Source organism: Streptomyces sp. PH10-H1, assembly GCF_030063355.1.
GTDB lineage: Bacteria > Actinomycetota > Actinomycetes > Streptomycetales > Streptomycetaceae > Actinacidiphila.
Genome location: NZ_JASISZ010000022.1, coordinates 30,618 through 45,104 on the forward strand (window position 1 = coordinate 30,618; position 14,487 = coordinate 45,104).

Annotated in this window: 12 protein-coding genes and 1 pseudogene; 8 read left to right on the forward strand and 5 right to left on the reverse strand. The window is 70.8% G+C overall.

Annotation, left to right across the window (positions count from 1 at the left end):
- Window positions 1-1,995, forward strand: a 1,995-nt coding sequence (locus QMK24_RS15840; protein ID WP_283466576.1) for a TIGR02680 family protein, incomplete at its 5' end; no start/stop codon positions are given.
- Window positions 1,992-3,254 carry a TIGR02679 family protein gene (locus QMK24_RS15845; RefSeq protein ID WP_283466578.1) on the forward strand — a complete coding sequence of 421 codons (1,263 nt, stop codon included), beginning with the start codon at window positions 1,992-1,994 and terminating at the stop codon, window positions 3,252-3,254. The genes QMK24_RS15840 and QMK24_RS15845, both read left to right, overlap by 4 nt.
- A 104-nt stretch (window positions 3,255-3,358) precedes the next feature.
- Here QMK24_RS15845 and QMK24_RS15850 read toward each other — a convergent pair whose 3' ends face one another.
- Window positions 3,359-3,781, reverse strand: a complete 423-nt coding sequence (locus tag QMK24_RS15850; RefSeq protein WP_283466580.1) for a YjbQ family protein — start codon at window positions 3,779-3,781, stop codon at window positions 3,359-3,361.
- Between the two features lie 97 nt (window positions 3,782-3,878).
- On the opposite strand from QMK24_RS15850, the pseudogene QMK24_RS15855 reads away from it, so the two are divergent.
- The 5 genes and pseudogenes from QMK24_RS15855 to QMK24_RS15875 all read left to right on the forward strand — a co-directional run.
- Window positions 3,879-4,430, forward strand: a pseudogene (locus QMK24_RS15855) (hypothetical protein); the annotation flags it as partial.
- A gap of 539 nt (window positions 4,431-4,969) precedes the next feature.
- The gene (locus QMK24_RS15860) at window positions 4,970-6,130 is read left to right on the forward strand and encodes an NAD(P)-binding domain-containing protein (RefSeq protein ID WP_283466655.1); all 1,161 of its coding nucleotides are present in this window, start codon (window positions 4,970-4,972) and stop codon (window positions 6,128-6,130) included.
- 69 nt (window positions 6,131-6,199) lie between these two features.
- On the forward strand, window positions 6,200-6,970 hold the full coding sequence (locus QMK24_RS15865; RefSeq protein WP_283466581.1) for a (Fe-S)-binding protein: 771 nt from the start codon (window positions 6,200-6,202) through the stop codon (window positions 6,968-6,970).
- Entirely contained in the window at window positions 6,967-8,442 is a 1,476-nt protein-coding gene (locus QMK24_RS15870; protein ID WP_283466583.1) for a lactate utilization protein B, read from the forward strand. The genes QMK24_RS15865 and QMK24_RS15870 overlap by 4 nt, the downstream gene beginning before the upstream one ends.
- Complete coding sequence (locus QMK24_RS15875; protein WP_283466584.1) at window positions 8,439-9,095, forward strand: LutC/YkgG family protein; 657 nt, start codon at window positions 8,439-8,441, stop codon at window positions 9,093-9,095. Before QMK24_RS15870 ends, QMK24_RS15875 begins: the two co-directional genes overlap by 4 nt.
- Before the next feature lie 45 nt (window positions 9,096-9,140).
- Here the strand turns inward: QMK24_RS15875 and QMK24_RS15880 are convergent, their stop codons facing one another.
- Both QMK24_RS15880 and QMK24_RS15885 read right to left on the reverse strand, forming a co-directional pair.
- The gene (locus QMK24_RS15880; RefSeq protein ID WP_283466586.1) at window positions 9,141-9,527 is read right to left on the reverse strand and encodes a DoxX family protein; all 387 of its coding nucleotides are present in this window, start codon (window positions 9,525-9,527) and stop codon (window positions 9,141-9,143) included.
- Window positions 9,528-9,708: 181 nt separating this feature from the next.
- A complete protein-coding gene (locus QMK24_RS15885) occupies window positions 9,709-11,526 on the reverse strand; it encodes an ABC transporter ATP-binding protein (RefSeq protein WP_283466588.1) in 1,818 nt (605 codons plus the stop codon).
- Between the two features lie 108 nt (window positions 11,527-11,634).
- Between QMK24_RS15885 and QMK24_RS15890 the strand changes: the two genes are divergently transcribed.
- The gene (locus tag QMK24_RS15890) at window positions 11,635-12,216 is read left to right on the forward strand and encodes a MarR family winged helix-turn-helix transcriptional regulator (protein ID WP_502962545.1); all 582 of its coding nucleotides are present in this window, start codon (window positions 11,635-11,637) and stop codon (window positions 12,214-12,216) included.
- Between the two features lie 55 nt (window positions 12,217-12,271).
- Here the strand turns inward: QMK24_RS15890 and mscL are convergent, their stop codons facing one another.
- Together mscL and QMK24_RS15900 are read right to left on the reverse strand one after the other, a co-directional pair.
- Window positions 12,272-12,703 carry a large conductance mechanosensitive channel protein MscL gene (gene mscL / locus QMK24_RS15895; RefSeq protein ID WP_283466591.1) on the reverse strand — a complete coding sequence of 144 codons (432 nt, stop codon included), beginning with the start codon at window positions 12,701-12,703 and terminating at the stop codon, window positions 12,272-12,274.
- Window positions 12,704-12,776: 73 nt separating this feature from the next.
- Window positions 12,777-14,477 carry a carbohydrate-binding module family 20 domain-containing protein gene (locus tag QMK24_RS15900; protein ID WP_283466593.1) on the reverse strand — a complete coding sequence of 567 codons (1,701 nt, stop codon included), beginning with the start codon at window positions 14,475-14,477 and terminating at the stop codon, window positions 12,777-12,779.
- Window positions 14,478-14,487 lie beyond the last annotated feature (10 nt).

Here is a 14,487-nt window from a genome sequence, read left to right on the forward strand (position 1 = left end):
CGCCCCCGGGCCCCCGAGAGGGGGGCGGCCCGCCCGGTCCAGGTCGACGGCAGTTGGCGTCTCGGTGCGCTCAGAGGGCGGCATCTCAAGCCCACCGCCGAATTCGTGGGTGCCGCCGTACGCATCGAAACCCGTCGCCGCAAGCTGGCCGAACTTGACGTCTGGCTCGCGGAGGCCGGTCAACAGCTCACCGGCGCACGCCGAGAACTGGATCGCCTCGATGCCCAACGCCCGGCCCTGGCCGACGCACTGCGGAGATTCCCCCCTTCCCGCCTGCTCTCCAACGCCTGGAACGAGGCCATCGGCAGGGAATCCGACCTCCGAGTCCTGACCAGCAAGGCGTCGACGGCCGCCCGCACGGCCGAGGGGGCCCGCACCCGCGCGGCGAGAGCTCGCGGCGCGGCCGAAGCCGCCGCGACCGCGAACGACCTGCCCACCGACACCGAGGCCCTGGAACGCATCGACACCGCGCTGGCAACCGTACACAGCGGCCTCGTACGTCTGTCCAGAGCGGTCCAGGGCACGATCAAAAGATCCGACACCGAGCGATCCGCACTGGAGGCGTATGAAAAGGCACACGCAGACCGTCTCCGGGCGGAGGGTGACTACCAGTCCCGGCTCGACGTACTCCGCCCCGCCCGCACGGAGCTGGCCACCCTCGAAGAGGCCGTCGGATCGGCCGAAAGCGAGATCCTGGACCGGGAGGAAGCGGCGAAGGAACGGATCGTGGCGGCACTCAGTGCCCGTCCCAAGGCCCAGCACATCATGGATGAACTCCGGGAGAGCCGGGCCCGAGCCGAGGAAGCGGAGAAGGGACTTCGCGAGGACTTGGCACGCCAGGAGTCCGCGGTGATCGACGCCGGCAACGCCCTGCGCGGGGCCCTCGCCCGCCCGGAGGTCCTCCGCGGTGCCGGATGGGACCGGACAGCCCTGTCGGAGAGCTCCGCGGACCTGCTCGTGGAGGACGCCCGTGCCAGAATCCGGGCCCTGCGTGAACTGGCGAACGCGGTCAACGCACGGCTGGAGCGTTCGGACGACGACGTGTCCGACAACACGCTGATGAGGCGGTACGACGTACTGCGTGACGCGCTCGCCGGCGGCTACGACGCACAGCTGGACGAGCGCGAAGGGATCAAGGTCTGCCGCCTCCTGGACGACCACGGTTCCCACGACGTCGCCGTCGTGGGAGAGCGGATCGCCACCCAGGCCGCCGAGGCCCGCGGCCGGCTCACCGAGCGCGAACGCGAGGTCTTCCAGCGCTTTCTCGCCGGCGAACTCGGCGATCACCTGTCGACGCAGGTCATCACTGCTGCCAACCTGGTGGCAGCGCTCAACGCCACGCTCAAGACGGTCCGTACATCGCACGGCCTGGGCGTAGAGCTGCAATGGAAACTCGACGAGGACGTCGACGCGGACGTGCGTGCGGCCGTCGAGCTGCTCCGCAGCTCCTCGGGTCTCCGGACCCGCGAGCAGACGGAACAGCTCCGGGAAGTACTGCAACGACGGATCGAGGACGCCCGCAGGGCCGACCCGTCGGCCGGCTACGCCGCCCATCTGCGTACCGCGCTGGACTATCGTGACTGGTTCCGCTTCCACACCTTCGTGGTCGAGGACGCAGCCCCGGGCCGCAAGCGCCGGCTGACCAGTCGCACCGGCCTCAGCCAGGGCGAGCAGCGCGTGCTCTCCTATCTCATACTCTTCGCCGCAGCCGCCGCCCACTTCACCACCCTCGGCGAATCCGCCCCGCACGCACCGCGGTTGATCCTCCTCGACGACGCCTTCGCCAAGGTCGACGAGCCCACCCACGGACGGCTCGGCCGGATCCTCGTCGATCTCGATCTCGACTTCGTGCTGACCAGCGAACGACTCATGGGCAATTGGCCCGAGGTGCCGTCCCTGCACATCTACGAGTGCCTGCGTGATCCTCATGTACGCGGCGTGGCCACCCTGCACTACACCTGGAACGGCCGCCATCGGCGCCTGGTGTCCGTATGAGCACGCTGCCCGCCGAGACACGGACCTGGCTGGCCGGTCCCGGCCTCCACCGGCTGTGGAACGGGACGCGCAAACGCCTGGAGAGCAACGGCCTCCAGGCAACCGGATCGCTAAAAGTAGCCGGCCTCAACGCACAGGAGCGGACTGCTCTGTCCCAGCTCCTCGGCAGGACGCTGACAACCACCACAGTGACTGTGCGGCTCGACGAGTTGGACGCACGTCTGCGGGCTTCGGCCGCCGGCGCCGGACTGGTGGACACCCTCCAGGCGCTCGGACCGGACCTCACTGATCGCCGGGCCGACCGGGCAGCGGCCGAAACCCGACGCGAACATGTGTGGTCCTCGGTCTCCGATTCCTTGCGCGCGTCCGCTCTCGGCGGCGAGGACTGGGCCCAGCAGTGGTACGACGGGCTCCGCCGATCGGGCGTGCCCAGAGGCGTGACTCCTAAGGCCGCGGTACCGACCCTCCAGCAGGCAGTACAGATCCTCACTCTGCTGCTGGGACCGGCAAGAGCGGTCGTACGCGGCCGGGGTGAGATCGCCGCTGAAGCGACCGGGTCCGCGCATGGACTGGACGACGGCACCTGGCTGGCGCGGCTCGTCCAGCGCGGCATCGCCCTCGCCCATGCCGCCGAGCTTCCCGACAACGCGGCCGGACGCCGCGCCCTGTGGCGGCTTGCAGGCGTCACCCCGGACGAGGTTTCCAGCACTGTCCTCGCCTACGGTCTGCGCCCGGAGGGCGACAGTTGGCGCGAACGGGCCCTGCGGGAACGGACCGAGAACTACGCCGAAATCCACCTCACCTTGCGCGACCTGCACGTCCTGCGGCCGACCATGGCGCCTGGCACGCTCATCCGTATCTGCGAGAACCCCCGGGTGGTGGAGGCCGCGGCGGATGCCGCGTGCACGCAGCCGCTCGTCTGCACATCAGGCAGCGCCTCCACCGCGGTCCTGACCCTCCTCGACGCCCTCGCCGCCACCGGCTGCCGTTTCGCCTATCACGGCGACTTCGACTGGCCCGGCATCGCCTTGGCCAACCGGATCATCCGCCGCTACGACGCGGACCCGTGGCGTCTGCGGGCCGAGGACTACGAACGCCTCGCCGCCCGCACCCAGGCCCAGGGCGTCCCACAGCTCCCACTGTCAGGCCAACCAGTCGATGCCGACTGGGACGCCGACCTCGCACCCACCATGGAAGGGCTGAGCATCGCCCTCCATGAGGAGGCCACTCTCGACCAACTGGTGGAAGATCTGGGCTGAATCCGCACGCCCGGCGTCACAGCCCGAGTGCCCGTCCGTGCGCGCGGCATCCCCTCATTTGGTGCGGCCGGACTTCGGCTCTGCAGTCTCGTCCAGTCACCGCCCTACCCGAGGAAGCTCAGCCGCACCTGCCGATTCACATTGTCCTTATTCGTGTCAACGAGGACGACGGACTGCCAGGTTCCCAGTTCCAGGTGGCCGGCGATCACCGGGAGTGTGGCGTGCGGTGGGACGAGGGCGGGGAGGACGTGGTCGCGGCCGTGGCCCGGGCTGCCGTGGCGGTGGCGCCAGCGGTCGTCGGCGGGGAGCAGGTCGTGCAGTGCGGTCAGCAGGTCGTCGTCGCTGCCGGCTCCGGTCTCGATGACGGCGATGCCCGCGGTCGCGTGCGGGACGAAGACGTTGAGCAGCCCGTCACGGCCGGAGGCCACCTCGTCGAGGAACGCGGCGCAGGCGGCGGTGAGATCGTGGACCGTCTCGGCGGAGCCGGTCGTGATGTCGAGGGCGCGGGTGGTGAATGCGTCGGCCATGACTCCATGGTCGCCCACATATGTGAGATTCGCGTCCGAGTGGCGAGATGCCGTCCTCCGCCACCGCGCCGCGCTCCTACGGAAAGGCCTCCTCCTGATCTCCGTCCACCTGCACTGGTTCCTGCCGACGGGCGGCGACGGCCGGACCCTGGTCGACCGCCACGCCTACGCCGACGGCGGCATCAAGCGTTCGCGCATCACCCCGATCAGCGGGATCCGCGCGCCCGACATCGACTGTCTGGCGCAGATCGCCCGCGCCGCCCAGCAGGCTCTCGGCAAGAGCGAGTCGGTGGGCAAGCAGCGGATGCTGGCGCTGCACGGCGGCTCCCGCGACAAGCTGGAGATCTCCCCCAACCTGTGGGCGGGGGTCGGGCTGGTGCGCGGCGGCGCGGGCACCGCGCCGGTCGGCAACCACTCCGAGGTCGCGGACCGGATCGAGGAGTATCACGCCCTGGGCGTCGACCACTTCGTGCTCTCCGGCCATCCGCACCTGGAGGAGGCGTACTGGTTCGGCGAGGGCGTGACGCCCGAACTGGCCGCGCGCGGCCTGCTCGCCACCGTCCCCGGCTCCCCGCTGCTGGGCGTTCCCGCCACCAACGGCCGTCCGGCGTCCGCGCCGGGCGGCGCGCCGCTGCTGCTCTCCGGGGGGGCGGTGAGCAGCGGCGGTACCCCGCGGCTGCCCGCCCTCGCCCGGGGCGGGCAGCCGCATCCCAATTGGTCTGGACCAATAGCCTGTTGTCGGGATACCCTCCCACTGCCGCCGGGCGCCAAAGGGGGACAGCCGACGTGAATACCCTGCACCGTATCGCCGCACTGGTCGACGCGTGCCTGCTCCCCGCCTGCCGCAGCGAGCGGCTGCCGGACTGGATACGGTCCGGGCTCGACCGTGGCATGCCGGGAGTGGTCGCCTACGGAAGCACCCCCGAGGCCTGCCTGCGGATCACCGGTGCACTGCACGATCTCCTCCCCGACGCGCTCAGCGGGCGCCCCGGCGTCGCCCAGAGCGTTGGCAGCGGCGGTTCCGCTGCCGCCGAACTGGTCGGACTGGGAGCCAACTTCCACCTCGGCGTACGGCCCGGGCTGCGCGCCGACGCCCGCCTCGACTCCAGCTCCCGCTTCGGCCACCATCCGCTGACACCCCGCGGGAAGCTTTCCGTACCACCCGAGGTTGGTAGAAACGTGAACGACTTGAGTGGGGCGCGCGAGGTCGACGTCGCCGTCATCGGGGCCGGACAGGCAGGCCTGTCCGGCGCGTACTTCCTCGGCCGTGCCGGGTTCCGGCCCGACGAGGGCTTCGCCGTACTGGACCACTCCCCCGGCCCCGGCGGCGCCTGGCAGTTCCGCTGGCCCTCGCTCACCTACGCCAAGGCCCATGGCGTCCATGACCTGCCCGGCCTTCCCCTGACGGGCGCGGACCCGGCACGGCCCTCCGCCGAAGTGGTCTCCGCGTACTTCGACCGCTACGAGCGCGCCTTCGACCTGCGCGTCCACCGCCCGGTGAACGTATCGGCGGTCCGCAAGGCGGGCGACGGACGGCTGCTCGTCGAGACGGACGCGGGCACCTGGTCCGCGCGTGCGCTGATCAACGCCTCCGGCACCTGGGACCGGCCGTTCCTCCCGCACTACCCGGGCCAGGAGACCTTCCGCGGACGGCAGCTGCACACCGCCGGTTACCGGGGTGCCGCGGAGTTCACCGGTAAGCGCGTGATCGTCGTCGGCGGCGGAACCTCCGCCGTGCAGCTGCTGATGGAACTGGCCGAGGTCGCCGACACCACCTGGGTCACCCGCCGTCCGCCGCTCTTCCGCAGCCGGCCGTTCGACGAGGAGTGGGGCCGGGCCGCGATCGCCCTCGTCGAGGAGCGGGTCAGGGCCGGCTTGCCGCCCCAGAGCGTGGTCAGCGTCACCGGTCTGGCGGCCACCGAGGCGGTCCGTGCCGCCCAGGCGCGCGGGATCCTCGACCCGCTGCCGGTGTTCGACCGCGTCACCGAGCACGGCGTCGCCTGGAACGACGGCCGCGAACTGGACGCCGACGTCATCCTGTGGGCCACCGGCTTCCGCGCCGCCCTCGACCACCTCGCACCGCTGCGACTGCGCGAGCCCGGCGGCGGCATCCGCCTGGACGGCACCACCCGGGTCGCCAAGGACCCCCGCATCCACCTCATCGGCTACGGGCCCTCCGCCAGCACCATCGGCGCCAACCGGGCGGGGCGCACCGCGGTCCGCGAGATCCGCCGATTCCTCGCGACCGGTTCGGACGGATCAAACGGGTCGAACGGTTCAGACGGACGGGACGGATCGCACAGGACGGCCGGGCCCGCGCCCATGCGCTCCCCCGCCCTGGTGCACTGAACGCACGACACAGCGAAAAACATCCGATGTCTGCTTCACACCACCCCGGCACTACGGCAGTATGAGGCCATGCGCGTAGCACTCTTCGTCACCTGCGTGAACGACCTTCTCTACCCGGACACCGGCCGGGCAACCGTCGCGCTGCTCGAACGGCTGGGGGTGGACGTCGACTTTCCCGTGGCGCAGACCTGCTGCGGACAGCCGCAGTTCAACACCGGATACCGGCATGAGACCGAGCCGCTGGTGCGCCGGTTCACCGCCGCGTTCGACGGCTACGACTACATCGTGACCCCGTCCGGATCCTGTGTGGCGATGGTGCGCGACAACTATCCGCGTATCGGGGCGAAGGCCGCTGCCGAGGGACGCGGCGGTGAACTCGCGGCCGCGGCGGCATCCGTGGTGCCCAGGACGTACGAGCTGACCGAATTCCTGGTGGACGTGCTGAAGGTGACCGACGTCGGGGCGTACTTCCCGCACACGGTCACCTACCACCCCACCTGCCACGGGCTGCGGGCACTGGGGCTCGGCCGGCGCCCGCTCGCGCTGCTGGAGAACGTCAGGGGGCTGCGGCTGCGGGAGCTGGAGGGCGCGGAGGAGTGCTGCGGCTTCGGGGGCACGTTCGCTGTCAAGAACGCGGCGGTGTCCGCCGCGATGGGCGCGGACAAGACCCGGCACATCGGCGAGACCGGGGCCGCCGCGGTCTGCACCGTCGACAACTCCTGTCTGACGCACATCGGCGGCACGCTGGCCCGGGAGGGCTCGACGGTCCGGCCGGTGCACATCGCCGAGATCCTCGCCGCAACGGAGGACCACCCCTACCCGATGGAAGAGATCCGATGAGCGGCACATATCTGGGCATGCCGGCCTTCCCCGAGGCGGCCGAGAAATCCACCCGGGACACCCGGCTGCGCGGCAATCTGCGGCATGCGACGCACACCATCCGCGTCAAACGCGCCGTGGCGGTGGCCGAGTTGGCGGACTGGCCGCAGCTGAGGGCCGCCGGAGCCGCCGTCAAGGACCGTACGCTGCGCCATCTCGACCACTACCTCGAGCAGTTGGAGGCGGCGGTCACGGCCGCGGGCGGCCACGTCCACTGGGCGGCCGACGCCGAGGAGGCCAACCGGATCGTGACCGGACTCGTCCGCGCCACCGGCGAGACCGAGGTCGTCAAGGTCAAGTCGATGGCCACCCAGGAGATCGGCCTCAACGAAGCCCTCGCCCAGGCCGGGATCCGCGCCTACGAGACGGATCTCGCCGAGCTGATCGTGCAGCTCGGCGACGATCTCCCGTCGCACATCCTGGTCCCCGCGATCCACAAGAACCGGTCCGAGATCCGGGACATCTTCACCGAGCGGATGGGCGACTGGGGACGGGCGGCGCCCGAAGGGCTGTCCGACCGGCCCGCCGACCTCGCCGAGGCGGCGCGGCTGCATCTGCGGGAGAAGTTCCTGCGGGCCAAGGTCGGCATCTCCGGCGCGAACTTCATGGTGGCCGAGACCGGCACCCTCGTCGTCCTGGAGTCCGAGGGGAACGGCCGGATGTGCCTGACCCTGCCCGAGACCCTCATCTCGGTCGTCGGCATCGAGAAGACCATCCCCACCTGGCAGGACCTGGAGATCTTCCTCCAGACCCTGCCCCGCTCCTCGACCGCCGAGCGGATGAACCCCTATACCTCGACGTGGACCGGCACCACCGACGGCGACGGGCCGCGGACCTTTCACCTCGTCCTGCTCGACAACGGCCGCACCGACACCCTCGCCGACACCGTCGGCCGCCAGGCGCTGCGCTGCATCCGCTGCTCCGCCTGTCTGAACGTCTGCCCGGTCTACGAGCGGGCCGGCGGCCATGCCTACGGCTCCGCCTATCCCGGCCCGATCGGCGCCATCCTCACCCCCCAACTGCGCGGGACCGCCTCGGCGCTGGACGCCTCGCTGCCGTACGCGTCGACGCTGTGCGGTGCCTGCTACGAGGTCTGCCCGGTCGCGATCGACATCCCCGAAGTCCTGGTTCATCTGCGGGAGCGGGTCGCCGAGGGCGGCCCGGTGACGCTGCGCGGCACGCGAGCCGTCATCAAACCGGCCAAGGGGCACGCCGCCGAGCGGGCCGCGATGCGCGCCTCCCGCTGGACGCTCGACCATCCGGCCGCGCTCCGCGCCGGCCAGCGGCTGGCCGCCCGCACCCGGCGGCTGCACCCCAAGCGCCTGCCGGGGCCGGGCCGCGCCTGGTCCGCCACCCGCGACCTGCCGGCCGTGCCCGCCGAATCGTTCCGCGACTGGTGGCAGCGCACCCGCGGAGAGGGGACCACCACATGAGCGAGGCAAGCAGCCGGGAGCGGGTGCTGGGACGTATCCGGCGCGCGCTGGCCGATGTGCCGCGCGACGAGCGCCCCGACGGCGTCCCGGTCGAACGCGACTACCTCCGGGTGCACGGGACGCGGACGCCGGAACAGACCACCGCGCTGCTGGCCGGCCATCTCGCGGACTACCGCGCACTGGTCCACCGCTGCCCGGCCGACGGGCTTCCGGCGCTGATCGCCGCGCTGCTCGCCGGGCGCGGCGCCCGCTCCGTCGTCGTCCCGGCCGGGCTGCCCGACAACTGGCTCTCCGCCGCCACCGGGGTGGAGCTCGTCCAGGACACCCTCACTCTGACGCCCGGTGAACTCGACGCCGCCGACAGCGTGCTGACCGGCTGCGCCGTGGCCATCGCCGAGACCGGCACCATCGTCCTGGACGCATCGGCGGGCCAGGGGCGGCGCCGGATCACGCTTGTGCCCGACCATCACATCTGCGTGGTCCAAGCCCCCGGCCAGATCGTCGATTCGGTCCCGGAGGCCATGGGACGCCTCGATCCGGCCCGGCCGTTGACCTGGATCTCCGGCCCGTCCGCCACCAGCGACATCGAACTCGACCGCGTCGAGGGCGTGCACGGCCCGCGCACGCTGGAAGTGATCCTGGTGGAGGGCTGAGCGGAACGCCGGAGGGACTGCCGGGTGGAACGCCGGCGCGCGGTGTCACCCCTGCCGGCGCAGGGCCTCCTGGCGGCTGACCCGCAGCGCCCACAGCACCAACGGTGCCTGCAGCGGCAGCCGCGCGTAGGCGGCGGCCTTGAGCGGTGCCGGGCGGTCGCGCCAGTCGTAGGCCATCTTCACGTTGGCTGGGAAGATGGCGGTGAACAGTCCCGCGGCGAGCAGACCGCCGACGCGGCGGGTGGCCGGTACGGCGACGGCGGTGGCGACCGCGAGTTCCACGACGCCGCTGGCGTAGGTCCAGGTGCGCGGACGGCCGGGGAGCGCGCGGGGAATCGTCGCGTCGAACGGCTTGGGCAGCAGGAAGTGGGCCGCGGCCCCGCCGGCGAGAAGGCCGACGAGGAGACGTGCGGAACGCTCGGGAGCAGCCAACGGGTACCTCCGGTGGATGTGCGCGGATCCCGCCGGGCGGGTCGACGTCACGCGGGTCGAGCTCACGCAGGCCGACGTCACGCGAGCCGATACGAACGCGGGTCGATGTCAACGCGGGTCGGTACCAACGCGGTTCGAGTCACCTTACCCGGGAGTCACTTCCGGCGGGAGCCCAGCACGGTCACGCGGTCGGGGCGAGTTCGGAGGTGGCGAGCCGCTCGTCGCGGCGGACCAGTGCCGCATAGCGGCCGTCGCGCGCCAGGAGCTCGTCGTGGGTGCCGCGTTCGGCGATACGGCCCGCGTCGAGGACCACGATCTGGTCGGCGTCACGGACGGTGGACAGCCGGTGAGCGATGGTGATGGTGGTGCGCCCGGCCGACAGCGCGTCGATGGCATCCTGGACGGCCTGTTCCGTGCGGGTGTCGAGCGCGCTGGTGGCCTCGTCGAGGATGAGGACCGGCGGGTCGCGCAGGATGGTGCGGGCTATGGCGAGCCGCTGCTTCTCGCCGCCGGAGAAGCGGTAGCCGCGTTCGCCGACGAGGGTGTCGTATCCGTCGGGGAGGCCGGCGATGTGGTCGTGGATCTGGGCGGCCTTCGCGGCGGCGACGATGTCGTCGTCGGTGGCGTCGGGTTTGGCGAAGCGCAGGTTCTCGGCCACGGAGGCGTGGAAGAGATAGGTCTCCTGGGCGACCACGCCGACCGATTCTGCGAGCGTGTCGAAGGCGAGGTCGCGGACGTCGACGCCGTCGATCGTCACCCTGCCGCCCGTCACGTCGTACAGCCGGGGCACGAGGTAGCTGAGGGTGCTCTTGCCGGAACCCGTCGTACCGACGATGGCCAGGCTGCCGCCGGCCGGGACGGCGAGGTCGATGCCGTGCAGGGTGCGGGGGGCGCCGGACGGGTCGTAGGAGAAGTCGACGTCCTCGAAGCGGACATCGCCGCAGGCGCGCTCCAGCCGGACCGGGTCGGCGCGCTCGGTGATGTCGACGGGCAGGTCGAGGTACTCGAAGATGCGCTGGAAGAGCGCCAGCGAGGTCTGCACCTGAACGCCGGTCGACAGCAGGCTCACCGTCGGGCGGAACAGTCCCTGCTGGAGCGAGACGAAGGCGACGAGCGTGCCGATGGAGATGGCGGGCCCGCCGTTGCTCATCGTGAGACCGGCGGCCCAGTACAGGAGCGCGGGCATGGCGGCCATGACGATGCCGATGGTGGACATCCGCCAGCGTCCGGCCATGTTGGAACGCACTTCGAGGTCGACCAGGCGCTCGGACTCCTCGGAGAAGGAGCGGGTCAGTGAATCGGAGCGGCCCATGGTGCGGCCGAGCAGGATGCCGCTGACCGACAGCGACTCGGTGACGATGGCCGACATGGAGGCCATCTGCTTCTGCCGCTGAGTGGTGATCTTCTTGCGTTCACGGCCGACCCGGCGGCTGATCCACACGAACACCGGGAGCAGCAGGAGCGAGACGATCGTCAGCCGCCAGTCCAGGGCGAGCATCGCGACCACGGAGGCGATGACGGCGGTGAGGTTGGAGACCAGCGAGGTCGCGGTGGAGGTGACGGTCGCCTGCATGCCGCCGATGTCATTGGCGATGCGGGACTGCACCTCGCCGGTGCGGGTCCGGGTGAAGAAGGCGAGCGACATGCGCTGCAGCTGCTCGTAGACCGCGGTGCGCAGGTCGTGCATGACGCGCTGGCCGACGGTGGTCGAGATCAGGGTCTGCAGGACGCCGAAGACGCTCGTGACGACGGCGGTGGCGATCATGCCGAGGGCGAGCAGGCTGAGCAGCCCGGTGCGGCCCTGCGGGATCGCGGTGTCGAGGATCGCCTTCAGCAGGAAGGGCGAGGCGACCGAGACGAGGGAGGAGAGGGCGACGAGCAGGCCCACGAAGACGAGCTTGCCGCGGTAGGGGCGGAACAGCCGCACGATGCGGCGTACGTCGGCGGGTGAGTCGGGGACCTTGGACGGTGGCGTCCACCGTGGTGCGTCGGGGTGCAAAGGGCTCCTCGGAGAGGTTGCGGAGAGTCGGATGTCAGGATGACTTTGAAGAGTCTAGTTCATTGTTACCTATGTTCACAATGACTTACATCCTGATATCCTTGGGCCATGGATCCCCGCACCACCGCACCTGAGCCCGAGATCGTCGCCGAGCCCGTCGCCGCGACCGCACCCGAGCCTGAGACCGAGCCCGCACCAGAGCCCGCACCAGGGCCCGAGCCTGTCGAAGAGACCGCCGCGGAGACCGCCGCTGGCGAGACCACCGGCCGCCTCGCCGACCAGCTGCTGCAGCTGACCCGGCGGCTCCACCGGGCCCAGCGCCGGCACCTCGAGCCGCTCGGCATCACCCCGGCCCAGTCGCGGCTGCTGCGGACCGTCGCCCACAGCGAGGCACCGCCGCGGATGGCCGACCTCGCCCGGCGCCTGGACGTCGTACCGCGCGCGGTGACCACGCTGGTGGACGCGCTGGAGACTCACGACCTCGTCCGCAGGATCCCCGACCCGGCCAGCCGCCGGGTGATCCGCATCGAACTCACCGAGGCCGGGGCCGCGACCCTGCACCGGCTGCGGCTGGCCCGCCGGGCCGCCGCCGAGGATCTCCTGGCCCCCCTGGGCGCCGCTCAGCGCGAGGCGCTCACCGCGCTGCTCGCCACCCTGGACGCGGCAACGCCTCCCCGGTCGCGCTGCTGAGGCGCGCCCCGGGAAGGCGTTGGACGGACGAACGGCGCTGGACGGACGGCGCGGGCTACTGCACGAGCGCCATACCGTCGGCGGACACCGGCTGCACCTCCGCGGTGCAGGCACTGCAGCGCCTGGCGGCCGTCGGTATCGCCGTCAGGCACTCCGGGCACTCGCGCATGTCGGCCGCCGCGGCCTTCGGGAAGAACCGGTCCTGCATCCGGTTCATCGGCAGGATGACCAGGAAGTAGATCACCGAGGCGACGATCACGAAGCTGATCGCCGAATCGATGAAGGCGCCGTACGGGAAGTTCACGCCCGAGACAGTGAACACCTTGTGGGTGTAGTCACCCGTCGCGCCCGAGAAGAGACCGACGAGCGGTGTCAGGAACGCCTTGACGAAACCGCCGACCAGCGCGGTGAAGGCGGCGCCGACCACGATGCCGACCGCGAGTTCGACGACATTGCCACGCAGCAGGAACGCACGAAAGCCCGTCATGGATGAAGAGATCCCCTCTGTGATCAGGTACAGGACATGCCAGTCTGCCTCGATCCCGGCCAGGGGTGTGAATTCAGCCGCGCCAGGTGTCGCTGAGCGCGACCTTGCCGCTGGAGGGGACCGTCGCGGTGCGGTTCGCCCCGGTCTCCCAGGTCACGGTCCCGGCGCTGTCCTTACGGAGGTACTTGTACTCGAACGACGTGCCGGCGGCCGACGTGACATCGAGCTTCCACACCGGGTAGCTCGCTGCGGACAGCAGCAGGGCCCGGCCGGTGTCCCAGTTGCCGAGGGTGCCGTTGCTGCCCGCCACGTAGATGTTCTGGCCGGCCGCGGTCGTCGCGCTGACCGCGAAGGACGCGCCGGAGGCCGGGACGGTGGTCCCGCCACAGGCCGCGCCCACGTACAGCGCCACCGCGTCGTTGGAGCCGATCGTGGCCGTGAACCTGCCGTCGGAACCGACGGCGTACTGGGTCCCGCTGTGCTGGACGTCACAGTAGGTGCCGGCCGGCAGTGAGGTGGCGTACGTCTGGGTCAGCGCGCCGCCCTCGTGGTTGATCGCGACGAAGCCCTTGCTGCCGCGGCCGAACGCGATGGCGTTGTTGCCGTTGGACCACCAGTTGGTGACCGCGGTGCCGGAGACGGCGTTGCGGAAACCGACCATGCCGGAGATCTGCGGCCAGGCGTGCTGGCACTTCCACCCCTCGCTGTAGCAGGCGTTGACGGTGCCGCCGTTGGGCGGGCCGGAGTCATTGTCGGAGAACTCGTAGCCGGAGTAGACGTTGGGCGCACCGTAGGGCCAGGCCAGCATGTAGACGTTGGCGAGGGTGTAGGTGGCGCCCGCCTTGTAGTTGAGGGTCGAGCCGTTGCGCTCGGTGTCCCAGTTGTCGACGAAGGTCCGGGCGTTGGCGCTGGTCAGATAGCCCCAGGAGGCGCCCCAATTGCTCAGGTACGACAGCTTCTCGCTGGTGAAGATCCGCTTGAGGTCGGTGGCGGCGCGGAACTCGTCCACATCGCCGGTGCCGGTGTACTCGCCCGGCTGGACCGCCTCGCCGGCCCCGTAGATGACCTCCTGCGCCCAGAAGACGCCCGGGTTGGTGAGCTTGGACTTGATGGCGGAGAGGTCGCCCGCCGCGATGTGCTTGGCCGCGTCGATCCGGAAGCCGTCGGCGCCGAGCGAGATGAGGTTGTTGAGATAGCCGGCGATCGTGGAACGGACGTAGTCGCTGCCGGTGTCCAGGTCGGCGAGCCCGACGAGCTCACAGTTCTGGACGTTGGCGCGGTCGGCGTAGTTGGTGATGTTGCTGCGGCAGGAGTGGAAGTCCTGGTCCTGGTAATAGCCCGGGTAGTTGTACTTGGAGTAGTTCGTACCGCCGGTCCCCGTGCCCGAGCCGGCCGCCATGTGGTTGATCACCGCGTCGGCGACCACCTTGACGCCCGCGCCGTGGCAGGTGTCCACCATGTTCTTGAACGCGGTGCTGTCACCGAGCCGTCCGGCGATCTTGTAGCTGACCGGCTGGTACGAGGTCCACCACTGGCTGCCCTGGATCTGCTCCTGGGCCGGGGAGACCTCCACGAATCCGTAGCCGGCCGGGCCGAGGGTTTCGGTGCACGCCTTGGCGACGGAGTCGAAGCGCCACTCGAAGAGGGTGGCGGTGACGTCCTTGCTGCTCGGCGGCGACGCCTGCGCCTGCTGCTGCGCGGCGACGGTGAGGCCGGTCGCGGCGAGCAGCGCGGCGAGCGTGCCGTGCAGTACACGGGATCTACGGGATCGCATGAGCGGCTCC

What these genes read in the sequence shown, in the direction of transcription:
- QMK24_RS15870 (WP_283466583.1), top strand. Translation starts at nt 6,967, where the DNA reads ATGAGCGGCACATATCTGGGCATGCCGGCCTTCCCCGAGGCGGCCGAG.
- QMK24_RS15845 (WP_283466578.1), top strand. Translation starts at nt 1,992, where the DNA reads ATGAGCACGCTGCCCGCCGAGACACGGACCTGGCTGGCCGGTCCCGGC.
- QMK24_RS15875 (WP_283466584.1), top strand. Translation starts at nt 8,439, where the DNA reads ATGAGCGAGGCAAGCAGCCGGGAGCGGGTGCTGGGACGTATCCGGCGC.
- QMK24_RS15890 (WP_502962545.1), top strand. Translation starts at nt 11,635, where the DNA reads ATGGATCCCCGCACCACCGCACCTGAGCCCGAGATCGTCGCCGAGCCC.
- mscL (WP_283466591.1), bottom strand. Translation starts at nt 12,703, where the DNA reads ATGACGGGCTTTCGTGCGTTCCTGCTGCGTGGCAATGTCGTCGAACTC.
- QMK24_RS15900 (WP_283466593.1), bottom strand. Translation starts at nt 14,477, where the DNA reads ATGCGATCCCGTAGATCCCGTGTACTGCACGGCACGCTCGCCGCGCTG.
- QMK24_RS15865 (WP_283466581.1), top strand. Translation starts at nt 6,200, where the DNA reads ATGCGCGTAGCACTCTTCGTCACCTGCGTGAACGACCTTCTCTACCCG.
- QMK24_RS15850 (WP_283466580.1), bottom strand. Translation starts at nt 3,781, where the DNA reads ATGGCCGACGCATTCACCACCCGCGCCCTCGACATCACGACCGGCTCC.